This is a genomic window from Arthrobacter sunyaminii (assembly GCF_018866305.1).
Classification (GTDB): Bacteria; Actinomycetota; Actinomycetes; order Actinomycetales; family Micrococcaceae; genus Arthrobacter_B; species Arthrobacter_B sunyaminii.
On the sequence record NZ_CP076456.1, the window covers coordinates 117,784 to 139,950 of the forward strand.

The 22,167-nt window shown below is 64.7% G+C and carries 23 protein-coding genes and 1 tRNA gene; 14 read left to right on the forward strand and 10 right to left on the reverse strand.

The features are described from left to right. Positions 1 to 174 precede the first annotated feature (174 nt). The 3 genes from pstC (at position 175) to pstB (ending at position 3,058) form a co-directional block, all read left to right on the forward strand. Positions 175 to 1,107, forward strand: coding sequence for a phosphate ABC transporter permease subunit PstC (gene pstC / locus KG104_RS00580; protein ID WP_104053572.1), 933 nt, complete (start codon positions 175 to 177; stop codon positions 1,105 to 1,107). Next, a complete protein-coding gene (gene pstA, locus KG104_RS00585; protein WP_104053573.1) occupies positions 1,107 to 2,210 on the forward strand; it encodes a phosphate ABC transporter permease PstA in 1,104 nt (367 codons plus the stop codon). Before pstC ends, pstA begins: the two co-directional genes overlap by 1 nt. Positions 2,211 to 2,278: 68 nt before the next feature. Then, positions 2,279 to 3,058, forward strand: coding sequence for a phosphate ABC transporter ATP-binding protein PstB (gene pstB, locus KG104_RS00590; RefSeq protein WP_104053574.1), 780 nt, complete (start codon positions 2,279 to 2,281; stop codon positions 3,056 to 3,058). A 40-nt stretch (positions 3,059 to 3,098) separates the two neighbouring features. Here pstB and KG104_RS00595 read toward each other — a convergent pair whose 3' ends face one another. The 3 genes from KG104_RS00595 to KG104_RS00605 all read right to left on the reverse strand — a co-directional run bounded on the left by KG104_RS00595 (position 3,099) and on the right by KG104_RS00605 (position 5,602). After that, complete coding sequence (locus tag KG104_RS00595; RefSeq protein ID WP_104053575.1) at positions 3,099 to 4,109, reverse strand: inorganic phosphate transporter; 1,011 nt, start codon at positions 4,107 to 4,109, stop codon at positions 3,099 to 3,101. Beyond that, positions 4,110 to 4,727, reverse strand: a complete 618-nt coding sequence (locus KG104_RS00600; protein ID WP_104159948.1) for a DUF47 domain-containing protein — start codon at positions 4,725 to 4,727, stop codon at positions 4,110 to 4,112. Positions 4,728 to 4,957: 230 nt separating this feature from the next. Next, complete coding sequence (locus tag KG104_RS00605) at positions 4,958 to 5,602, reverse strand: hypothetical protein (protein WP_104053577.1); 645 nt, start codon at positions 5,600 to 5,602, stop codon at positions 4,958 to 4,960. 215 nt (positions 5,603 to 5,817) lie between these two features. Between KG104_RS00605 and KG104_RS00610 the strand changes: the two genes are divergently transcribed. Beyond that, a tRNA-Lys gene (locus tag KG104_RS00610) sits at positions 5,818 to 5,893 on the forward strand. 119 nt (positions 5,894 to 6,012) lie between these two features. On the opposite strand, the gene KG104_RS18235 is transcribed toward KG104_RS00610, so the two are convergent. Together KG104_RS18235 and KG104_RS00620 are read right to left on the reverse strand one after the other, a co-directional pair. Beyond that, positions 6,013 to 6,396: a CDGSH iron-sulfur domain-containing protein gene (locus KG104_RS18235; protein WP_207348104.1), complete on the reverse strand. Its 384-nt coding sequence runs from the start codon at positions 6,394 to 6,396 to the stop codon at positions 6,013 to 6,015. Further along, entirely contained in the window at positions 6,393 to 7,475 is a 1,083-nt protein-coding gene (locus KG104_RS00620; RefSeq protein WP_207348103.1) for an iron-containing redox enzyme family protein, read from the reverse strand. Before KG104_RS00620 ends, KG104_RS18235 begins: the two co-directional genes overlap by 4 nt. Positions 7,476 to 7,717: 242 nt before the next feature. Between KG104_RS00620 and KG104_RS00625 the strand changes: the two genes are divergently transcribed. From KG104_RS00625 to KG104_RS00640, 4 genes are all read left to right on the forward strand, one after another. Further along, complete coding sequence (locus KG104_RS00625; protein ID WP_104053581.1) at positions 7,718 to 8,314, forward strand: hypothetical protein; 597 nt, start codon at positions 7,718 to 7,720, stop codon at positions 8,312 to 8,314. A 48-nt stretch (positions 8,315 to 8,362) separates the two neighbouring features. Beyond that, on the forward strand, positions 8,363 to 8,677 hold the full coding sequence (locus KG104_RS00630) for a GNAT family N-acetyltransferase (RefSeq protein ID WP_104053582.1): 315 nt from the start codon (positions 8,363 to 8,365) through the stop codon (positions 8,675 to 8,677). Positions 8,678 to 8,923: 246 nt separating this feature from the next. Continuing rightward, positions 8,924 to 9,577 (forward strand): hypothetical protein, encoded by a 654-nt coding sequence (locus KG104_RS00635; RefSeq protein WP_307859006.1) that lies wholly within the window; start codon positions 8,924 to 8,926, stop codon positions 9,575 to 9,577. Next, entirely contained in the window at positions 9,574 to 10,308 is a 735-nt protein-coding gene (locus KG104_RS00640) for a hypothetical protein (RefSeq protein ID WP_207348102.1), read from the forward strand. Before KG104_RS00635 ends, KG104_RS00640 begins: the two co-directional genes overlap by 4 nt. A gap of 146 nt (positions 10,309 to 10,454) precedes the next feature. Here the strand turns inward: KG104_RS00640 and KG104_RS00645 are convergent, their stop codons facing one another. The 4 genes from KG104_RS00645 to KG104_RS00660 are packed head-to-tail and all read right to left on the reverse strand — an operon-like array spanning position 10,455 to position 15,726. Further along, on the reverse strand, positions 10,455 to 10,730 hold the full coding sequence (locus KG104_RS00645) for an HPr family phosphocarrier protein (RefSeq protein WP_104053585.1): 276 nt from the start codon (positions 10,728 to 10,730) through the stop codon (positions 10,455 to 10,457). A 59-nt stretch (positions 10,731 to 10,789) separates the two neighbouring features. Then, positions 10,790 to 12,502 carry a phosphoenolpyruvate--protein phosphotransferase gene (gene ptsP, locus KG104_RS00650; RefSeq protein WP_207348101.1) on the reverse strand — a complete coding sequence of 571 codons (1,713 nt, stop codon included), beginning with the start codon at positions 12,500 to 12,502 and terminating at the stop codon, positions 10,790 to 10,792. Between the two features lie 33 nt (positions 12,503 to 12,535). Continuing rightward, positions 12,536 to 14,698, reverse strand: coding sequence for a PTS fructose transporter subunit IIABC (locus KG104_RS00655; protein ID WP_207348100.1), 2,163 nt, complete (start codon positions 14,696 to 14,698; stop codon positions 12,536 to 12,538). Next, entirely contained in the window at positions 14,698 to 15,726 is a 1,029-nt protein-coding gene (locus KG104_RS00660; protein ID WP_207348308.1) for a 1-phosphofructokinase family hexose kinase, read from the reverse strand. Before KG104_RS00660 ends, KG104_RS00655 begins: the two co-directional genes overlap by 1 nt. Before the next feature lie 168 nt (positions 15,727 to 15,894). Here KG104_RS00660 and KG104_RS00665 point away from each other — a divergent pair, with 168 nt between their 5' ends. The 3 genes from KG104_RS00665 to KG104_RS00675 all read left to right on the forward strand — a co-directional run bounded on the left by KG104_RS00665 (position 15,895) and on the right by KG104_RS00675 (position 17,868). Continuing rightward, positions 15,895 to 16,551, forward strand: a complete 657-nt coding sequence (locus KG104_RS00665; protein WP_207348099.1) for an alpha/beta hydrolase — start codon at positions 15,895 to 15,897, stop codon at positions 16,549 to 16,551. Positions 16,552 to 16,692: 141 nt separating this feature from the next. Then, positions 16,693 to 16,959, forward strand: coding sequence for a GlsB/YeaQ/YmgE family stress response membrane protein (locus KG104_RS00670; RefSeq protein WP_104102621.1), 267 nt, complete (start codon positions 16,693 to 16,695; stop codon positions 16,957 to 16,959). A gap of 186 nt (positions 16,960 to 17,145) precedes the next feature. Then, entirely contained in the window at positions 17,146 to 17,868 is a 723-nt protein-coding gene (locus KG104_RS00675) for a hypothetical protein (RefSeq protein WP_207348307.1), read from the forward strand. 39 nt (positions 17,869 to 17,907) lie between these two features. Here the strand turns inward: KG104_RS00675 and KG104_RS00680 are convergent, their stop codons facing one another. Then, positions 17,908 to 19,164 carry a DUF445 domain-containing protein gene (locus KG104_RS00680; protein WP_207348098.1) on the reverse strand — a complete coding sequence of 419 codons (1,257 nt, stop codon included), beginning with the start codon at positions 19,162 to 19,164 and terminating at the stop codon, positions 17,908 to 17,910. A gap of 243 nt (positions 19,165 to 19,407) precedes the next feature. On the opposite strand from KG104_RS00680, the gene KG104_RS00685 reads away from it, so the two are divergent. From KG104_RS00685 to KG104_RS00695, 3 genes are read left to right on the forward strand one after another with little or no spacing between them, the layout of a single operon-like run. Next, entirely contained in the window at positions 19,408 to 21,246 is a 1,839-nt protein-coding gene (locus tag KG104_RS00685) for a glycoside hydrolase family 15 protein (RefSeq protein WP_207348097.1), read from the forward strand. Continuing rightward, positions 21,243 to 21,638, forward strand: a complete 396-nt coding sequence (locus tag KG104_RS00690) for a DoxX family protein (RefSeq protein WP_104053594.1) — start codon at positions 21,243 to 21,245, stop codon at positions 21,636 to 21,638. Before KG104_RS00685 ends, KG104_RS00690 begins: the two co-directional genes overlap by 4 nt. Positions 21,639 to 21,648: 10 nt before the next feature. After that, positions 21,649 to 22,158 carry a metallophosphoesterase family protein gene (locus KG104_RS00695; protein WP_207348096.1) on the forward strand — a complete coding sequence of 170 codons (510 nt, stop codon included), beginning with the start codon at positions 21,649 to 21,651 and terminating at the stop codon, positions 22,156 to 22,158. Positions 22,159 to 22,167 lie beyond the last annotated feature (9 nt).

The window sequence follows — 22,167 nt, forward strand, 5'->3', positions numbered from 1 at the left end:
GCGGCGGAGCTTCCGCCGCCACCCGGGGGAACGCTTCCTATTCGCACCCTCCGCCGGGCCGTGGGACAGTAAATGGGGGGATTGCGGAGTCAGACTGAGGCCCCGCGTCAAAGGGATCAGTGCAGGGTCAGTAGAGTTTAAGAAGTTGCCAGTGAAGAACCGAAGGGTTGTGCAGTGTCCAGCAAGTCCATAGAAGGCACCGGTGGTGCCGGCCGTGCCGGAGACAAGGTGTTCTCCGGAATCACGCTCCTGGCCGGTTGCCTCATCCTTCTTGTCCTGTTTTCCGTGGCTGTGTTCCTGCTCTGGCAGGCGCTGCCCACGTTTACCGCCGATTCCGCGGACATCAGCGGCGGGGAGGGTTTCTTCACCTACATCTGGCCGCTGGTCATCGGCACCGTCATCGCTGCAGCCATCGCCCTGCTGATCGCGACGCCGGTGGGCATCGGCGTCGCGCTGTTCATCTCGCACTACGCGCCGCGCCGCATGGCACAGGGCCTGGGCTACCTTATTGACCTGCTGGCAGCCATCCCGTCAGTTGTGTACGGAGCCTGGGGGATGATGGTGCTGGCACCGGCCCTGGTGGGTCCCTACACCTGGCTGGCCGACAACGCCGGCTGGATCCCGATCTTCTCCGGTCCGGCCAGCCAGACCGGCAAGACCATGCTGACGGCGGGGATTGTGCTGTCCGTCATGGTGCTGCCGATCATCACCTCGCTGACCCGTGAAATCTTCCTGCAAACCCCGAAACTGCATGAGGAAGCGGCCCTGGCCATGGGTGCCACCCGCTGGGAAATGATCCGCATGGCGGTGTTCCCCTTCGCCCGGCCTGGTGTCATCAGCGCCGTCATGCTGGGTCTGGGACGCGCCCTGGGCGAAACCATGGCCGTGGCCCTGGTTCTCTCCTCCGGCGGCCTGATTGCCAGCCTGATCCGTCCGGGCAACCAGACGATCGCCGCGGAAATTGCCCTGAACTTCCCCGAGGCGTACGGGCTGCGCCTGTCCGAGCTGATCGCCGCCGGCCTGGTGCTGTTCCTGATCACCCTGGCCGTGAACGTGATTGCGCGCTGGATCATCAGCCGCCATAAAGAATTCTCCGGAGCCAACTGATGCAGACACAAACACTCAGCCGCCGTCCGGCGACACTGACCAAGAACCAGCTCCCGCCGTACGCAGTATGGGTGGCGCTGGGCGCGGCAGTCATCCTGGGCGCGGCCCTGTCGGCCCTGATCGGCTTCGGCATCGCAAGCTTCACCATCTTCACCGCGGTGATCTTCGTGCTCGGCGCCACCGTCATGACCTGGATCGTCGAGGGGCGCCGGCGCGCGGTGGACCGCTTTGCCACCTACCTGATCTGCGGCTCCTTCCTGCTGGCGCTGGTTCCCCTGGTCTCCGTGATCTTCACTGTGCTGTCCAAGGGCCTGGCCGGGCTGAGCCCGGACTTCCTGTTCACCTCCATGGGCGGCATGACCGGAGCCGTGGACAACAACAGTGCCGAAACGGGCGGCCCGGTGCTGGGCGGGGCGTACCACGGCATTGTGGGCACGCTGCTGATCACCCTCTGGGCCACCATCATCTCCGTGCCGATCGGCCTGCTGACCGCCGTTTACCTCGTGGAATACAGCAACGGCGGCCCGCTGTCCCGTGCCATTACCTTCTTTGTGGACGTCATGACCGGAATCCCGTCCATTGTTGCCGGCCTGTTCGCCGCCGCCTTCTTCGCCCTGGTGTTCGGACCGGGCGTGCGCACCGGCTTTGTGGCCGCCGTCGCCCTCTCCGTCCTGATGATCCCCGTGGTGGTGCGATCCACCGAGGAAATGCTCAAGATCGTGCCGAATGAGCTGCGGGAGGCCTCGTACGCCCTGGGCGTGCGCAAGTGGCGCACCATCCTCAAGGTGGTGGTGCCGACGGCGATTTCCGGCATCGCCTCGGGCGTCACCCTGGCCATTGCCCGCGTCATCGGCGAGACAGCCCCGCTGCTGGTCACCGCAGGGTTTGTGAACACCATCAACATGAACGTGTTTGCGGGCTGGATGAGCACCCTGCCCACCTACATTTACCGGCAGCTAATGAGTCCCACTTCGCCCACCAACACCGATCCCAGCACACAGCGTGCCTGGGCGGCGGCGCTGCTGCTGATCATCATGGTGATGCTGTTGAATCTGGGTGCCCGTCTGATCGCCCGGATGTTTGCGCCCAAGACCGGACGCTGACCGGAACCACCCCCCCTGCGGAGGCACCGCTGCCCCGCCCCCGAAGAACCTCGAACAAAAGGAATCACATGTCCAAGCGAATCGACGTCAAGGACCTCAACGTCTACTACGGCGACTTCCTGGCCGTAGAAAACGTCAATATCAACATTGAGGCCCGTTCCGTCACGGCGTTCATCGGACCCTCGGGCTGTGGAAAGTCCACCTTCCTGCGGACCCTGAACCGCATGCATGAAGTCCTTCCCGGTGCCCGCGTGGAGGGCGAAGTCCTGCTGGACGGGGAGAACCTCTACGGTCCCGGCGTGGACCCCGTGACCGTGCGCAGCCACATCGGCATGGTGTTCCAGCGCCCCAACCCGTTCCCCACCATGTCCATCCGGGACAACGTCCTGGCCGGCGTGAAGCTGAACAACAAGCGCATCTCCAAATCCGATGCGGACAACCTCGTGGAGAAGTCGCTCACCGGGGCCAACCTGTGGAAGGAAGTCCGGGACCGCCTGGACAAGCCCGGCTCCGGCCTCTCCGGCGGCCAGCAGCAGCGCCTGTGCATCGCCCGCGCCATCGCCGTCTCACCCGAGGTCATCCTCATGGACGAGCCGTGCTCGGCCCTGGACCCGATCTCCACTCTCGCCATCGAGGACCTCATCGAGGAACTCAAGAGTGACTACACCGTGGTGATCGTGACCCACAATATGCAGCAGGCCGCCCGGGTCTCGGACAAGACCGCGTTCTTTAACATTGCCGGCACCGGCAAGCCGGGCAAGCTCATCGAGTATGACGACACCACGGTCATCTTCAACAACCCGTCCCAGAAGGCCACGGAGGACTACGTTTCCGGACGCTTCGGATAGAGGCCGTTCCCGGCTCCCCGGCGCTTTCCCGCCCGGCAGGTCAGAGCAGCGGGCTGATGGCCAGGAAGAGAATCCCGCCCAGCAGTGCGGTGACCGGTGCTGTGACCAGCCACGTCACCAGGATTTCCCGCAGCGGAATGAAGCGGACAGTGGAGAACCGCTGGTTGGCGCCGGCGCCCACAATCGCCGAAGTCATGGTCTGCGTGCTGGAAAGCGGGATCTGAAGCCATACGGCGCCCAGGAAAAGCATGGAGGAGCTGACCGCCGTCGCACTCATGCCGCGCAGCGGGTCAATGCGCACCAGACGGCTGCCGAGTGTGCGGCTGATCCGCCAGCCGCCGAACAGGCTGCCCGCGGCCAGTGCCACGCCGGAAAAGATTTGTACCCAGAGTGGAATGCCGGTGGTGCCGGAGAATCCTGCTGCCACCAGGGCCAGGACAATCACCGCCATTGTCCGCTGCCCGTCCTGCATGCCGTGCCCCAGGGAAAACGCCGAGGTGAACACTGACTGGGCAATCCGGTTCCCCGCGTCTCCGCGCCGCGGCGAGCTGTAGCGCATGAGCCATGTGGTCGGAAAAACCAGCAGGTAGGCCAGCACAAAGGCAATAACGGGGGAGAGCAGCAGCGGCAGGACAATCTGCTGCAGGAGCACCTGATAGGACTCGGCGATGTTGGGGCCTCCCACCAGGGTGGACGCGGCTCCCGAGCCGACTATGCCGCCCACCAGGGCGTGCGTTGAGGACGAGGGCATGCGCCGCCACCAGGTCCACAGCCCCCAGCCGCACGCCGCCAGCAAACCCGCGATGAGGATGCCCAGGCCGGGGGTTCCCGCCGGCAGCTGGATGAACCGATCCGCCAGAACCAGGGCCAGCGCTGTGCTCAGCAGCGCGCCGGTCAGGTTGAAAACGGAGGCAAGCACGACGGCGACGGTGGGAGTCAGTGCGCGGGTGCGCACCGAGGTGGCTACGGAGTTTGAAACGTCATGGAACCCGTTGATGAAGGCGTAGGCACCTGCAAAGAGAACCACGGCGGCCAGCAGAACCGGCTCCACCTAGGATTCCCGCACCAGGATGCCGCCCACGGCGGTGGCGCACTGCCGCAGTGAAGCGGTGGTCCCGGCCAACTGATCGGCGAGGTCCCTGTGCCGGGCATACGTGAGCGGCTTGTGGTCGCGCAGGAGTTCGGACACCCAGATGCGGTGGGTGCGCTCCGTGCGCTTGGACAGGCGCAGCATCTCAATCCAGTAGTCGTCGAGGTCTTCCAGTGAAGCCAGGCGGCGCATGGCACTTGCCGTCAGCTCGGCCTGCCGGCCAATGACTTCAAGCTGTTCGGCCGCACGTTTTGAAATGCCTGTCAGCCGGTACAGCGAGATGATTTCCGCTGCGGCGTCGAGGTTTTCCATTGCTGACATCAGCGTGAGGGAAAGGTCGTAGAGGTCCTCGCGGGGGAGCGGGTTGATGAAGCTTGACCTCATCTGCGTCATAAGCGCGAAATGCAGGTCAGTGGATTCAGCCTCCAGCTGATGCATGTGCTCGGCGAGGCGTTCATAGTCAGCCGGTTCTGCGCCGAGGACCTCAGAGAGGGTCCCTGCGCCGCGGATCAGGACGCCGCCCATCTGGGAAAGGAGCTCGAGCCCCGCGTTTTCCTGGGGAAAGAGCCGCAGCCTCACAGGGCAACCCTGGGTTGCCGGCCGGAGTGGGGGTCCTGCGCGAAGTAGGTCACGAGCCCAAGATTATCGGCTGTGAAGGAAGATCCAAAAGCGGTGCCGGACCGGGAGCGCCTCTCGGCGGAAGGCCGCTCGAAGCGGCTCTAAGTTGAAGCCCGGGGGTTCCGCGGTCCGACACCAATTTCAGTTTTCTACGCTTCGCCGATGTTGTCAACATGGGCTTCGGACGGCCCCTAATCCAGCTCTCCCCGACGCCAGGCAGCCGCTGAATACTCCAGGTCTTCGGCCGTGCGCATCAACTGGCGGGCATTGCGGGTGAGCTGCGTCGCCTTGTCCGTGCTGCCTGCCTCCGCTGAATCTGCATGATGGGTCTGGCCCAGGGCTACCACGCGGCAGAATGCAGCGAAGCGCTCCAGGGCTACGTCAAACTCTCCTTCGAAAGCCCCGGAGAGGATGGTGTCAGCCATGGCCTTGACCTCATCAGCGCCCAGGGGTTCCGCTACTCCGGCCACCACCTTGGACACCTGGGCGACGTCTTTGCCTGCGGCGTAGTAGGCGGCGACCCGCTCCGGATTCTGCTGAGTGGCTGCGCGGAGGGCATAGAGGCGCCACAGGGCACCCGGCAGCGAGCGGGCGGGGCTTTCCGCCCACATCTCCGCGATGGATTCCAGGCCCTGCCGGTCCGCCAGTTTCACCAGGCGGCGGGTAATCTCCGGATCGGAGCTCTCCCTGCCGTGGTGGACCAGTGCCTGGGCTGCCAGGTGGGCCGCCTCGGATACTCGGGCCGGATCCGCGCCTCCGGGGATGTTGGCGAAGTCCAGCGGAGCGTACAGCTTGGGTTTGTGATGCCGTGGGGGCATTTCATTGGACTCACTCATAATTTGAGAATACTCCGCCCCGGGAACGGGAGTCGAGGAGTGCCACCGGGGACGGGAGCGGGGCCGGCGCGGCTGCTCCCGGGGCGAAACGCAAAGTGTGCGCCACGATGTTTCGTGAGATACGTCCCCCGTGCGATAAAGTGGAGAAGTCGATTCGTCGACGGCTGGATTGCCAGGGGAAACCCCGGCGGTAACAGTTGTCCCGATACGACTGGGGGCCTTTAGCTCAGTTGGTAGAGCATCGGACTTTTAATCCGTGGGTCGTGGGTTCGAGCCCCACAGGGCCCACCAGAAGATGGGCCGGCAAGCCGTCAGCGGCGGGCCGGGACTTCGGCAGCACCCCGGTTTTCGGACCGGGGTGCTTTTTCTTTGCCGGGAGCACTCCCGGGCCGGGGCGGTCAGCCTCCGGCTCAGGAGGACTGGCTGCCGTCGCCTTCCCCGGTACCTTCTTCGTTGCCCTCTTCCCCGGCAGGCCGGCTGCGTTCGGCCACGGGGGCAGGCACGGGCCGGCGGCGGGCGGTGTCAAACTTCATCAGCTTGTGCGTTCCGTCGCAGTAGGGCTTGATGGCGGATCCGCCGCACCTGCACAGTGCCACGGTTTCCCGGTCACGCGGAACAAGTTCGCCGTCGGGAGTGATGATTTCAAAGTCTCCGCGCACCAGCAGCGGCCCGTTGGGATAGGTGACCACGGAGGCCGCTGCGGGCCGTTTCCCGGATTCCGCAGCTTCGGACTGTGGATGTTCATCGTTGCCGGGACACCCGGCACACCCGTGTCCAGCGGGGGTTTCGCTCACGGGGCCACTCCGGACGCCAGGGCAACCCCGTCCAGGGCTGCTGTTGCAGCTCCGGAGGGCTGCACGCGCAGGGCGGTTCGGCCTTCCTTCCAGGCCGTGAGCTGATCCCCACCCATCATGGCATCCAGGGCCAGAACCGTTGCGGCGCCGAACATCACATCAGCCAGCAGGGAAGGTTCAGCCTCCACCAGTCCTCCGGCCAGGTCCCGTGCAGCAATCTGTTCGTGAACGGCGTCGGCCTCCACATGCTCATCGAAGTAGTAGGTGACGGTGTCATCGAACCCGAGCCGGCGAAAGCCCCGTGCATAGAAGGAGTTCGGGATCGAGGAGGTCATTTCAAAGGCGGCCAGGTGGCCCGCGATAGCCCCGCGCAGGCGGCGGTTCAGGCCGAACAGGGACATGGCGTTTGATGAGGCAAGGGTCAGGGCAGGGACGGCGTCGAGGTACCAGCCGTACTCGGTCTCCAGGTCCAGGCCTTTCATGGTGACCGCAAAGAGATGGGAATGCATGCGTTCGGGACGTCCGCCGCCGTATTCGTCCGCCTGGATTTCGATCAGGGCCGCCTTGGCGCGGCCCACCGGCAGCCGGGGAATGGCCCAGCTGTGGGGGTCGGCTTCCTTCAGCTGGTAGACGGAACGGAGGATCAGGAACTCCTCCAGCTGCTCACGGGTTGCCTTGGCGGCGACGAAGCGGGAAACGCTGGGTCCGTCGTCGTCGGCGGCCATCCGGAACAGCTCCGCAGCAACTGCTTCCGAGGTGGGTTCGGGGAGCGCAGGAACAGGAACCGTGCGGCGAAGGGCCGCCTCGAAAGTCTTCTCGAGGTCCAGGCGAAGGCCCACGAGGCCGGGATGCCACTCCAGCGTGTCCGGCACCGTGTCCAGCCCGCTGTAGTGCAGCTCGTACAGGCAAAACAAAGCCAGCTGGAGGTCGTCGTCGCGGAGGATGTCGGCAGTGCCATGGCAGGCACGGCGGACGGCTTCGGCCAGATCCGTAAGCGCGCCGGCGGACGGGGCCTCCGGGGCCGTGAGCAGGTCAAGAAGGGCGGCACTGACTGGTCCGCGGGGTGCGGGGATTCTCATTCTTATCCTTTGTACTCCGGGTCAAGGGTCCCAGGAAGACGCCGTGGGCGGGACAGCAAATCAAAGACATCAGCATACTTGGTAAACCGTTTGGGCCGGAATTCGTCCCGCCCGCGGCCGGCTGCGCGGACATTGACCTTTCCGCTCATCCGGCGTGAGATGGAAGCGTACGGTGGGCTGTGCATGAAAATGATCACCCGCCTGTGCGGAAGACTACGATGGCTGCGGAAAAGAGGAAACCCATGCCGCTGATTGACGCAGGAGGTTCAATGCTCGTTCCGGCACTGCTGCTGATGATTGCGGCCATGATTCTGACCGCAGCCCGGATTGATGCGGCGCTTGCACGCGGGGACGGCGAGAAACTGTTCTGGGTGGGTCTGACGGGGTCTCTGACAGCCCTGCTGGCCGTGGCCTGGGCGGTTGCCGGCAGTCCCGGCAGTGGACCGTGGGTGGGTTTGGCTGCCGTGGGCGGGGCAGCCGGTGCTGTCCGTTGGGTGCAGGTGCGCCACCGGCAGCGTAAAGCGGCCCGGCAACAGGACGCCCGCCGGCAGCAGATTGCAGCTCTGGAGCGCCGCCACGATGCCGTGCTGAAGAGCTGGAGTTCTTATGAGCTGGACGGCTGGAAGGCTCTGGAAAAACCGGGACTCACAGACGCGGCCAGGCCCGAGACCAAAAACCTGATGCGTGCCATGAAGAGCGCTGCTGCGCTCCGGCCGCCGGTGGAAGGTTCCGGTGCGGTGGATGATGAGAACATCAGGGACTACGGAACGGCCGTTGCCGGTCTGGAAAATGCGTGGGTCAGCGCAGAGAGCTCAGCCGGAGGCGGCCACGCGGCCTAGCCTTCCGGGGTCTGGACGAAACGCAGCTTCGATGTCAGGCTCAGGGGCATGAGCGGGCACATAAGGGATGACATTGTGGTCTCCCGAAACGACGACCATGACCGGTACGAGCTTCGCGTGGGCGGTGAACTGGCAGGCACGGCGGAGTACGAGGACGCCCCGGATGCAGTGGCCCTGACTCACACGGTGGTCCGGGAGGAATTCCGGCACCGGGGTTATTCATCCATGCTGGTGAAGTTCGCGGCGGAAGACATTATTGCGTCGGGGCGGCGAATAAAGCCGTATTGCTCCTACGCGGCGTCATATCTCGGCAAGCATCGTGAGCTGAGCCATCACGTTTCATGGCCGCAGCAGGCGCGCTAATCGCGTGGCCGCCCAAATAAGCGGCTGATCCAATGATGAGGGTTGGCTTGAATCACCCTTAATTGAAGCTGGCTCCCCGCTCTGCATATGGGGGGAACGCAGAAGGGGGAGCCAGTGAAAATAGTATAGTGGCATCAGTCCGGAGAAACCAATTGGGGGGAACCGCCTGTGGCTGTGTCTGCCAAAGCTTTCCAGAACTGGCGATCCATGACTGCCCCGTGGGAGTCCACGGCTGATCTTTGCCGTATGGCCGGCATAAAACGCTCTACCCTGGCGCAGCAGCTGGTCCGCGGGAAGGTGTCTGAGGCCACGGTTGTCCGTGTAGCCCGGGCCTGTGATCAGAACCCGGTTGAAGCTCTGTCCTTCTTCGAGGAGTACCGGGATCTCTTGGCGGGCTCCCGACCGCCCACAGCCAGCGAGCTCATCAGCCAGGTGACGTATGTCTGCGTCCTGCAGCTGCTGGTGGCGCGGAGCCTGCACCCCAATCCGTCGCCCGCAGATCTTCCGGGCCTGGGGCCCTTTCCGCACCGGAACTCCGTGCGCGCCTGGTTTGAGGCGGTTGATCCGGGGGACCTGCGCCAGCGTCTGAGTGCCGTAAGCGGCGTGGCACCCCAAAACCTCTCAGCGCAGCTCACGGCCGGCCGGCTCGCCCCGGAGCTAGCCGTTCAGGCCGCCAGGATTGCAGGAGTGTCCCTGACCGGCGGGCTGGTGGCCACCGGACTTCTGACTCCGGATGAGTGCGGGTGGCCCATAGGCGGCCGCGAACGTGCGCTCTCACAGCTTTCCGACACTGACCTGGTGTTCCTTGCGAGGAACCGGCTGGACACCTTGGGCAAGGTGCTGAGAAAACTTGAAACCGACGAGAAAAACAACTCTTCATTTTTGGAGGAATTGGGATGACATTGCAATGGGTGGTCCTTGGGACCACTGCTTTCCTGGCCCTTCAGCGTCTTCCCTCAGCAATCCGGGGTGAGAACCGCGGGATGTTCTGGGCGATGGCCACGATTACGCTGGCAGTGGCGCTAAGCATCCCATTCTTTTACCTGCAGGTTGATTCGCTGTTGGGCGGAAGGAACATCGCCAACCTTTTGCTGCGGTTCTCAGTGTTCGCTACCTTCCTCATCCTCGGCGTAAAGGTTACATCAGCCTTTACGGCACCCCGCGCGCAGCGTTTAATTTCCGGACCCGTGGGATTTATTGTCCTGGGAATGGTTGTGGCGGCGGTGACCGTACTCTTTGCCCTGAGCGACGTCCCCGAGTCCTCCACGGCACTGCGCGCCTATGCGGATCAAGGCACAGTGGCCGCCTACGGAGACACCGCCAGGCTTTATCAGATGTATGTTGCTGCCTGCCTGGCCCCGGCCTTGTTTCTGTGTGCGGTGGACTCACGGCGCCGCCGGGACATCCGTATCAGTGCCGGCCTCATGTCGCTGGGGATGTCCTCCGTTGTGCTTCATGCCTTACTGAGCCTGGCAGCATGGAATCTGCCGCGGGGTGCCTGGGACCGCATACTGCCGTATTCGGCAGTCCTGGTCATTTCAATTGCGCTGGCCATGATGTGGAACGCACGCAGGACTGAGAAAAAGAGGCCAAAATCAAATCTGCTCGCGGAAGCCTACGGCACTAGGTAAAGAATCGGTATCGCTCGTTCACAATTTCATGATCATGTGCCAGAATAATGATTATGTAACATCCGCTGCCTGTGGGGGGTCAGCGTGACGTTACGACCGAAGCCAGCGGATAACTCCGCTGGCTTCGCTGTATCCGGATTTCCCTATTAGGCGTCGAGATCCGTTTCCAGGATTTTTACCAGGGCATCGAGGGCCTCGTCGGCCCCATCACCCTCGGCCCGCAGCACCACGACGTCGCCGTTGGAAGCACCCAAACTCATGAGCGACAGCATGCTGGCGGCGTCCATTGCCTCCTCGGCGGGTTCCCCCTCCATTGCAATGGTTACGTCGACGGGCTGGGCCGCAGCTGCCTCGGCGAAGATGGAGGCGGGACGGGCGTGCAGGCCAACTCTGCTGGCGATTGTGGCTTTACGTTCTGGCATGGTGTGTGTTTCCTTCCGTTTCTACTCTCAGTACGCGTGGTGGATGACTCAGGGTGAGGCTACAGTCCCAGCTCCTCGAGGACGGGAAGACGGCTGCGGACCGCGGAACGTGCCTCTGCTGCAGTGTGCGCACTCAGGGCGACTGACGCCAGATCCTGCGCCTCAGCGAGGGACACGGTGGCCAGGACTGCTCCCACGGAGGCGAGTGCCCGCGGGGTCATGGACAGCGTGTTGACTCCCAGCCCTGTCAGCACGACGGCGAGGGCAGGGTCTGCCGCCGCTTCACCGCAGACGCCCACATTCTTGATTGCGGCAGTGGCCTGGCCCGGCTCAGCCGCTGTTTCCGCCGCGCGCGCTCCTTCAACCGTTCGCCCGATCAGCTGCAGCACCGCCGGTTGCCAGGGATCATTCAGGGTGGCCAGGGTGCCGAGCTGCCGGTCCGCTGCCATGGTGTACTGCGTGAGGTCGTTAGTGCCCAGCGAAGCGAAACGGACCCGGGAAAGGACGGCCTCAGCCATGAGTGCGGCTGCCGGGACCTCGATCATCACTCCGGGCATCGCGAGTCCTGCGCCGGTGCACTGAACCGCAAAATCCGCAGCCTCCTCGGCGGTGGAAATCATCGGAGCCATGACCCATACATCGGCTTCGTGTGCGCCGGCCGCAATGGCAATCGCTTCCAGCTGGCGGCCGAGGACGCCGGGGGAGGACCTGTCGGTACGGAATCCCCGAACGCCCAGGGCAGGATTGGGTTCGGTGGCATCAGTCAGGAACGGCAAGGGCTTGTCCGCACCGGCATCCAAGGTGCGGACCACCACTTTCCGTCCGGGGAAAGCCTCAAAAACGGCACCGTAAGCCGTGACCTGTTCCTCTTGGGTAGGCTCCGAATCGCGGCCAAGGAAGCAGAATTCGGTGCGCAGCAAACCGATGCCTTCCGCACCGGCCGCCGCCGCAGCCTTCGCGTCCTTGCCGGAACCCACGTTGGCGAGGAGGGGAACACGGTGACCGTCCGACGTCGTTCCCGTACCGCTGAAGGGGGGCAGGGACACCCGTGAGGCGTACTTGGAAGCGGCTTCCCGTTCCGAAGCGCCTGGCTCCGCCACCACGGTTCCGGTGGCCCCGTCGACGTAGAGCTCGGTGCCGTCGCTGAGTGAATCGGCGTCTGGGGCTCCCACCACAGCCGGCAGCCCCAGGGCACGTGCCAGGATGGCGGTGTGGGATTGTGGTCCGCCGCCGGAGGTGACCAGGCCAATAACCTTCGCCGGGTCCAGGGTGGCCGTGTCAGCGGGGGCCAGTTCCTCGGCGACCAGGATGAACGGGGTGTCGGACGCGGGAATCCCCGGCGCCGGGAGCCCGTCCAGTTCAGCCACGATGCGCGCCCGGACGTCCAGGACGTCCTGTGTGCGCTCAGCCATGTAGCCGCCCAAGCTCTGCAGCATGGCGGCAACCTCCAGCCCCGCCTCCCAAATGGCCCGGTCGGCGGCCATGCCGGCATTAATGTGTTTGCCGGCAGCCTTGAGCAGCATGGGGTCTGTGGCCATCATGGCTGTTGCGTCCAGTACGGCCTTGGCATCTCCGCTGGCCGTTTCAGCCCGGTGGCGGAGGTCTGCCCGGACTTCTTCGGCTGCGTCCTTCAGCCGGGCCTTCTCTCCGTCCACCGTGCTGTCTGCCCCGAATCTGGCATCAGCTTCGGGCTCGGGCACCGGAGGCGGCATCCGCAGCGATGGGCCAAGCACCCGCCCGGCGCTGACTCCGATTCCCTTGATGGTCCGCATCAGTGTGCCTCTCTGTGTGTGGGTAGTGGGCTGCTAGGCAATGACGGGTTCCTCCACGCGTTTGGGGGCCGTCCAGCGTTTGAGCGCCACATAGATCAATCCTGAGGCCACCATTCCCGCGAGGATAGCCACAATGAACATCAGGATGTTGCCGATGGCGAAGAACACGAAGATTCCGCCGTGCGGTGCCTGGGACGTCACGCCGGTGCCCATGCAGATGGCGCCGGCAACGGCTCCGCCAACCATGCAGGACGGAATGACACGGAAGGGGTCTGCCGCGGCAAAGGGAATGGCGCCTTCGGAGATGAAGGCGGCACCGAGCAGCCAGGCGGCCTTGCCGTTCTCCCGCAGAGCCATCGTGAACTGCTGTTTGTCCAGCACGGTTGCCAGGGCCATGCCCAGCGGAGGAACCATGCCGGCGGCCATGACCGCGGCCATGATTTGCCAGGGTGCCTGGTTCTCGAAGCTTCCTTCGCCGAGTCCCGCCACTGCAAACGCGTACGCCACCTTGTTGATGGGGCCGCCGAGGTCCGAGCCCATCATGAGTCCCAGAATGATGCCCAGCACAATGGCGGTCACTCCGCCGAGGCCGTACAGCCAGTCATTCAGGGCCTGTGTCAGGGCGGCTATGGGACCGCCCAGGACAAGGATCATCAGCCCGGAGGCTATCAGTGAGCTGATGAGCGGAATGATCACCACGGGCATCAGACCCCGCAGCCACGAGGGTACCGACCAGCTGCCGACCCACCGCGCAACGTAGCCGGCCAGCAGGCCGCCGACGAGTCCGCCAAGGAAGCCGGCGTCCATGAACAGGGCCACTGCACCGGCAGTGAACCCCGGAGCGATGCCCGGCCGGTCAGCCAGGGCGTAGGCAATGTACCCGGCCAGGGCAGGCACCAGGAATCCCAGGGACAGGTTGCCGATCTTCCAGAAGACTGCTCCAAGATAGGTCAGCAGGCCCTGATCGCCCGGGTTGAAGAGGGTGCCGCCGTCCAGGATGATGTCACCGGTCAGGTCGCCGTCGTCGTTGGACAGCGACAGCTCATAACCTCCGAGGAGGAAGCCCAGGGCGATGAGCAGGCCGCCGCCGGCAACAAACGGAATCATGTAGCTGACGCCGGTGAGCAGAGCCCGCTTCAGCTGTCCGCCGAATCCCTCACCGCCGCCGCTGCTTTGCGGATCGCGCTCCTCGCCGCCTCCTCCGCCGCCCGCAACACGCCGGGCATTGGGATCCTTGGCGGCGGCAAGCGCTTCATCGATCATGACGCCGGGTTCGTCGATGCCCCGCTTGACCGGACCGGCCACCACGGGAAGGCCGGCAAACCGGCCCTTGTCCCGGACATCGACGTCGGTGGCGAAGATGACAGCCTCCGCGTTGCGGATGACCGAGGGGTCCAAGGGGGTTGACCCGGCGGATCCCTGTGTTTCCACCTGCAGGTCAATACCCCGTTCGGCGGCCACCGCAGCCAGGGAATCCGCCGCCATATAGGTGTGGGCAATGCCTGTGGGGCAGGCGGTGACAGCGACCAGATGGTGGGTTTCTCCGCCGTCGCCGGCTGCGCCTGTATCGCCGTTGTCCGCGGTGGGCTCCGATGCCGGAGCTCCTGCCGCATGGGCGCCCTCCGGACTCCCGGACGCGGTTTCAGCACCTGCGTTGCCGGCGCCTGCCGCCGTGGCCCCGGTGACCGGAGCCTGGTTCGCGGCCCCCGAAGCCGTTCCTCCGGATTGTGACTCCGGGACCGGCCCCAGGCCCAGTGCTCCGTCCACCAGCTCAACTATTTCCTGGGGGGAGGCGGCTGTCCGCAGCGCACTGGTGAAGTTTTTCTTAATCAGCGAACGTGCCAGCTTGGAGAGCAGCTGCAGGTGTTCCTGGTCCGCGCCTTCCGGTGCGGCAATGAAGAATACGATGTCCGCCGGGCCATCCTTGGCTCCCCAGTCCACCGGTGGCTGGATCCGGGCCATGGCCAGCGTGGCCTTGGTGACTGCTGAGGAGCGGCAGTGGGGAATGGCTATTCCGCCGGGAACCCCCGTTGCTGTCTTGGATTCCCGGGCCATGGCATCTGAGTACAGCCCGTCAAAGCCGGTGGCGCGTCCCGCTGAGACCACCTGCTGGACCAGGTGGCGGATCACCTCGGACCGTTCGGTTCCCAGATTCTGGTCAAGGGTGACCAACTCCGGTGTGATGAGATCCGACATTAGTTTTCCTCCTTAGATGCCGCCTGAGCGGTTGCGGAGCCGGGGGTGTTAGCGGGGAGGGGTATCTCCGTCACGGTCACCGCGGCGGGATCAGTCTGCGCAAGCGTGGGGACAGTGGTGCCCGGAAGGGATGCGGCTGCGGCGCCGTGTGCCACGGCCTGGCGCAGACAGTCGCCCGGCGGGGCGCCGGCGACGTCGGCGAGCAAGTACCCGGCCAGGGAGGAGTCGCCGGCGCCTACGGTGGACCGGGCCGCGACCGGCGGGCGGGTGGCCTGCCAGGCCCCCTCAGCCGTGATGAGCAGGGCGCCTTTGGCGCCCAGAGTTGCCAGGACGGCTCCGACGCCCCGGGCGATAAGGGTCCGTGCCGCCTGCACGGCCAAAAGCGGATCTGCTTCGAGTTCGTCTTCGCTTCCAACGCCGGTCACTTCGGCCAGCTCCTCTGCGTTGGGCTTAAGCAGGTCCGGTGTGGCGCCGTGCATCAGCGCACCAAGGAGCGGCGGGCCTGAGGAATCAACGGCGATTCGCGGTGCGGCGTCGCCAAACTGCCTGCGGACGGCATGTGCCACCAGTGCATACAGGTCCGGGGACGCCCCGGGAGGCAACGACCCGGCAAGCACCAGCCACGACGCAGCAATGCCGTTCCCGCCGGCAGCACAGGTGTCCACCAGCAGGCTGATGAGGGCTTCCTGGTCGGAAGGGTCCAGTGCAGGGCCCGGGACGTTGATCTTGGTGGTGGTTCCATCCGGTTCCGTCAGGGTGATGTTGCTGCGGAGCGCGGATCGGATGGGCAGGTTTGCGTAGCTGACGCCGGCGCTGCGCAGGGCGGAAAGCACAGGGTCATTGTCGCCGCCGGGCAGGACGGCTATTGACTGCAGCCCGGATGCGGTGAGGGCGCGGGATACGTTGACTCCTTTGCCTCCGGGATCCCCGCTGATGGCGGCAGCGCGCTGGACAGCCCCGCGGACCAGCGGTCCCGGCAACTCGATGGTCCGGTCCAAACTGGGATTGACGGTGAGGGTGACGATCATTGATGGTTTCGGCATGGACACCCGCAATCTGCGCCACCTCATGACGTGGCGTACGCCACGTCCGGTGTGCTGAACCAACGCTATTTAGGTTGACCAGCGATTGCAATGGGAGGCGTTTGCAGCGGTCTCCCGAAGCCCAAACGGGTCTGTCCGGAATAGGGTGGGTGCATGCGCAACGTCCTCTGGTCCGCCCCTGCCGACGCCCGCCGCGGCACCCACCTCCTCGTGATGCTGCATGGCTACGGAACGGATGAACACAGCTTGGCAAGGTTGTTTCCGTCAATTCCCGCGGGCATTACGGCTGCTGCGCTGCGAGGCACCTTTCCAGTGGGGGACTCGCACGGCTGGTTCCTGCTGGATCCGTATCTGCAGTCCGACACCGCCGAGGTGCTGGAGGCCGCGGCAGCGGTTTTCACCTGGCTGGACCGGACCATGGCAGGGGGATCCTTCACCGGGGTTTCGCTGCTGGGTTTTTCCCAGGGCATGGCGATGGCCACCACCCTGCTCCGTCTGCGGCCCGGAAGGTTTGAGTCCGTTGTGGGACTGTCCGGGTTCGTGGCTGAGAACGAACTGCTGGCCATGGCAGAACCGCTTCCGGAGCCCGTCCCCTACTTCTGGGGGCGGGACCGGGATGACTGGGTGATCAATGAAGACGCGGTTCTCGGGACGCAGGATTGGCTGGAAAAAAATACCGCGCTGACCGCCCGCACATACCCCGGGATGGGGCACAACATTGGTGCCGACGAGCTTCGTGACGTGAGTCTCTTCCTGAGGCGTTATGTAGTGGCCCAGCCCCGCCCTGACGGGGAAGACAAACGGAGCTAACATCTATCGGCAAGGAACCAAAATCGCTTTCAACTACTACCTAAGCATGCTTATGAAGTACAGTGGAGGAAAGCGCGGCCCACAGGTCGCTCGGCAAAACAACGAAATCATCACTCGTTCACACAGCAAGGAGTAATCATCATGGGTTTCATTGCTTTCCTTATTCTTGGTCTTATCGCAGGTGCTATCGCTAAGGCAATCCTTCCGGGTCGCCAGGGCGGCGGCTGGATCGCTACTCTGGTCCTCGGCGTCATCGGCGCCCTGCTCGGTGGCTGGATTGGCGGCGCCATCTTCGGTGTCGAGTTGGAAGAATTCTTCTCCATCCAGACGTGGCTTGTTGCCATCATCGGCTCCATCATCGTTCTCGCGATCTACGGCTTCGTTACTCGCAAGAGCAGCCGCGCCTAGTTCGTGAGTCTGCGCTCCGGCGCAGAGTTCTGCAGCAGACTGCAGATAGAAAGCGGGACCGGCGGATTATTCCGCCGGCCCCGCTTTTTACGTACCTGCCTCACGTAGGCTTAAACGGGCTGGTGCCCTGCACCGGAACATGTGTCGAGAAGGAGCGTTGCCGTGGGATTTTTATCCAACCGTGCCATGAAGGCTGCCGGGGGAACCGTCTTTGAAAAGGACGGGACACCCAAAGCTTCGGTGCTCCGGGCAATGGAGCGGGCCGTGGAGGTCCAGCGCCCCCTGGTGCTCGCAAATATCAGACGGCTGCAGCGCAAGCATCCTCAGGCGACACCGGCGGAACTGGTGTCGATCGTGGAGAAGCATTACCTGAACACCGTGACCGGAGGCGGAGCCGCGGTGGGCGCGACCGCCGTCGTGCCCGCCATCGGCACTGCCGCAGCTTTGGGGCTCTCAGCGGCGGCAACGGTGGGTTTCCTTGAGGCAACGGCGCTCTACGCGCAGTCAGTCGCCGAACTGCACGGGGTGCACCTCTCAGATCCGGAGCGTTCGCGGACCATGGTCATGGCCATCATGCTTGGCGAAGAGGGAACCGCCATGATGCAGTCCGTTGCCGGGCGTGGAGGCAAACCCTGGGCCAGCTCGCTGGGCAAAATGCCGTCCGGCGTGATGGGATCCGTTGGATCATCCATTCGAAAGCAGTTCATGAAACGCGTTATTGCCCGGCAGGGAACGGCTCTGCTTGGCCGCGCGCTGCCCCTGGGGATCGGGGCGGTTGTGGGCGGAGCGGGCAACCACGCCATGGGCAAGGGTGTCATCAAGGCCGCCCGGCGTGCGTTTGGCCCGGTACCGGAAACAATCAGCGGCGAACTGGCCGAGGATCTGCGGCAGACGCCGGACACGCCCTAGCGAAACAGGCCGGGCGGGCGTGTGCGCCCGCTGCCCGCCCTAGCCGAAGACCGCGTGCGCGACGGTGAAGATGGCCAGCCCCGCCAGGGACCCCACCACGGTGCCGTTGATTCGAATAAACTGCAGGTCCTTGCCCACCTGAAGCTCGATCTTCTCGGACGTCTCCTGCGCGTCCCAGTGCTCGACCGTTTCAGTGATCACGCCGGCTATGTCGCTGCTGTAGGTCTTCACCAGGTATCCGGCGGCATCGGCGATCCAGGTATTCACCTTTGCGGCGAGCTCGGGATCGGTGGCGAGCCGGTGACCGAAGTCCTGCACTGCAGCCTTGAAGTTCTGCGTCAGCTCGCTGTCCGGGTCATCCACGGCGGTGGTCAGGGCATTCTTGATGGTGGCCCACGTTTGGGTGATGAGCTGCTGGACCCGGGGATCATCCAGCACCTGTTCCTTGATCGCGTCGGCTTTGGCCATGACGGCGGGATCCTCCTGCAGGTCCCGGGCCAGTCCCTTGAGGTAGTTGTCCAGGGCACGGCGCATCTCATGGTTCTGATCTTCCTGCACGGCCCGCAGGAAGCGTCCCACTTCCACCTGCACACGGTCGCCCACCAAGTCATCCACAAACGAGGGCACCCAGGACGGGGACCGCTGGGCCACCAGTTCGGAGATGACATCCGGGTTCGCTTCCACCCAGTCATTGATGCTGTCCACCACCAGATTCACGAGCTGGTGATGGTGCCCCTCTTCGAAGACCCGTTCCGCCACCCGGCCCATGGGCGGGCCCCACGGCGGATCCACCACGTGCCGGCGGAACATGGACTCCAAAACCGTTTTGACGGCGTCGTCGTCCAGGACCCGCAGGATTCCGCGGATGGCGGCGGACCCCTCGGTGGCTACGCGGGCGGCGCTTTCCGGGCGTTCCAGCCAGGCGCCGGCCTTCTGCGCCAGCTGCATGGAGCCCAGCTTTTGGGTGATGACCTCTTCGGAGAGGAAGTTGCTCTCCACGAACTGGCCGAGGGAGGCGCCGATCTGATCCTTCTTGCGCGGAATGATCGCCGTGTGCGGAATCTTCACCCCCATGGGGTGCTTGAAAAGCGCGGTGACTGCAAACCAGTCCGCCAAGGCGCCCACCATGCCGCCCTCGGCGGCAGCCCGAACATACTGCAGCCAGGGATAGCGCTCCTGCAGGGCAAAGGAGATGACGAAGATGACGGCGAGCACCACCAGCAGTCCGGTCGCCACCATTTTCATTCGGCGCAGGCCGGCCGCCCGCTGGGTATCGTCCAGTACCGGAAGGCTCATGCCGACGCTCCGTTTCCGTCGTTACGAAGGTTCCCCGGCCGGGGAACCGAAGATGAAATCGAAGACAAAAGCAAAACCGCTCCTCGTGCTTGTGCCGGTTCGTGTGCCGCGGGCCGGTCGGATGCCGCGGCAGGAACCGTCCAGCCAATGTAATCAGTCTGCTGTGCAAGGTACCGTGTCGGCAAACGCCGTCCCCGGGGGACATGCTGGGAGCGGCGCCGGCCGTGTGGTTGAGTGGGGCTCATGGCTTCCCCGATTGAGGATTATGCGCTGGTTTCAGACCTGCACACCGGTGCCCTGATTTCCCGGCGGGGAAGCATCGACTGGCTGTGCCTGCCGCGGTTCGACTCGCCGTCGGTCTTTGGCGCATTGCTGGGAACCGAGAACCATGGCCGGTGGCTGCTGGCTCCGGAGGGAGATGCCGCCGTCGTGAGCCGAAGCTATCTTGGACCCACCTTTATCCTGCAGACACACTGGGCAACTGACACCGGCGCTGCGCTGGTCACTGAGTTCATGCCGGTGGGTGACGGCCGGGCTTCGATTGTGCGCCGGGTGGAGGGAATCAGCGGAACCGTGGATATGCGCCAGGAGCTGGAAGTGCGCTTCAACTACGGAACCGTCCTGCCGTGGATGCGCCGTGACCCCGATCCCCACGGCGAGCGGCTGCTGGCGATAGCTGGACCGAATGCACTGGTGCTGCGCGGGGACAACCTGCCCCGGGCGGTGGACCACCAGCACGTAGGGCGCTTCACTGTGGGTGCCGGCGAGCGCGTGGACATGGAACTGACCTGGCATCTCTCCCACCATGAAGTGCCTCCGCTGACGGACATCGACACCGCGCTGGCGTCCACCACCGACTATTGGGAAAGATGGGCGGACCACTGCGATCCCGCGCAGCAGTATGTTGGACCCGTCCAGCGCTCGCTGCTGGTACTGCGCGCGCTGACGCATGAGTCCACCGGCGGCATTGTGGCGGCTCCCACCACCTCGCTTCCGGAGATTGCGGGCGGGGAACGCAACTGGGATTACCGCTACTGCTGGCTCCGGGATGCGGCGCTGACCCTCGAAGCCATGCTGGGTCACGGCTACGCGGATGAGGCACTGCGCTGGCGCAACTGGCTGCTGCGTGCCGTGGCCGGTGACCCGGAGGACCTGCAGATCATGTACGCGGTGGACGGTGCCCGTGAACTTCCCGAACGCATCCTGCCCCAGTTCACCGGGTATGGAGGATCCGTTCCGGTGCGCGTGGGGAACGGGGCGGTTTCCCAGTACCAGGCCGACGTCGTCGGTGAAGTGATGGTTGCCCTGGCCAAGCTTCGGGATGCGGGCGTGGCGGAGGATCATTTCTCCTGGCCCCTGCAGCGGGCTCTGATGACCTTCCTGGAACGCCACCTCGAGGATAAGGACCACGGAATCTGGGAAATGCGGGGAGAGCCCCAGCACTTCACCCATTCTCGGGTCATGATGTGGGCGGCGTTTGACCGGGCGGCCGCCGCCGTCCGGTCCCATGGCCTGGACGGTCCGGTGGAGCTGTGGGACGCCCTGCGGGACGGACTGCGTGAGGAGATCCTGAACCGGGGCTTCAACGAAGAATTGAATACCTTCACGCAGTATTACGGCAGCAGGGAAGTGGATGCGGCTCTCCTGCAGCTTCCTCAAGTGGGCTTCCTGGCCTACGACGACGAACGCATGCTGGGCACGGTGGCCCGGCTTGAGCAGGACCTGCGCACCGATTCCGGCCTGCTGCTGCGCTACGCCACGCACAGCGGGATTGACGGCCTGGAGCCCGGCGAGAACCCCTTCCTGGCCTGCAGTTTCTGGCTCGTCGAGCAGTATGCCGCCACCGGGCGGTCCGGGGAGGCACGCGCCCTCATGGACCAATTGGTGGCATACTCCAACGAGCTGGGCCTGCTCAGCGAGGAATATGATCCGGTGCACAATACGATGGCCGGAAACTTTCCGCAGGCTTTTTCCCACCTTGCCCTGGTCCGAGCCGCGGACGCGCTGAACACCGCGGCGCCGCTGACGGATGCTCCTGCCGGACCTTCCGTTATCTTCCACCCCACCGAAAGAAGCACATGAACCGCCAAAGTTCCTCAGCGGCCGCCATGGCGGCGCTGCTGTCCGTCAGCGCCGTCAATCATTTCCGCAACCCGAAGTTCTACAACGCGGTGGTTCCCCGCAGCATCAGCACGGACACGGACGGGCAGTTCGGTGTGCTGACCCGCCGGCAGTGGACCCACCTGAGCGGGGTGCTGGAGTTTGCCGCCGCGGCGGGTCTGCTGCTGCCGGCCACCCGCCGGGCGGCCGCCACGGGAACCACGCTGATGTACATCGCCTTCATCGCCGGACACCTCAGTGCGCTGCAGCGTGCCTTCGGTCCCCGCGGATCGGACCGGGAGAAGGCCATCCACCTGGCCCGGCTGCCCCTGCAGCTGCCCCTGATCCGCTGGGCCTGGAGTCTGCGCGGCTAGGAAGCGGGACATGGCAACGAATTTGCTGGTGCTGTCGGACACCCATCTGCCCAAGCGGGCGCGGGAGCTGCCCGCGCAGCTGTGGGCGGAGATTGAGGCAGCTGATGCCGTGGTCCACGCCGGTGACTGGGTCAACGAAGACGCACTGGATGAAATGCTGCAGCGCTCGCGAAAACTGATTGCCTGCTACGGCAATAACGACGGCGGTGCGCTGCCGTCCCGGCTGCCTTTGGTTGCCACGGCCACGGTTGAGCAGGTGCGGCTGGCCGTCATCCACGAAACAGGTCCTGCCGCAGGGCGGGAAAAACGCCTGGATGAGCAGTTTCCGGACACGGATCTACTGATCTTTGGGCACAGCCACATTCCGTGGGACACCGTGACCCCGGCCGGAATGCGGCTGCTGAATCCCGGGTCGCCCACGGACCGCAGGCGCCAGCCCTTCTGCACCTACATGCGCCTCACAGTAGAGGGGGAAGCCGTCACCGTGGAGCTGGTGCGGCTTCCCCCTCGAAAGGCTTAGCTGCTGCCG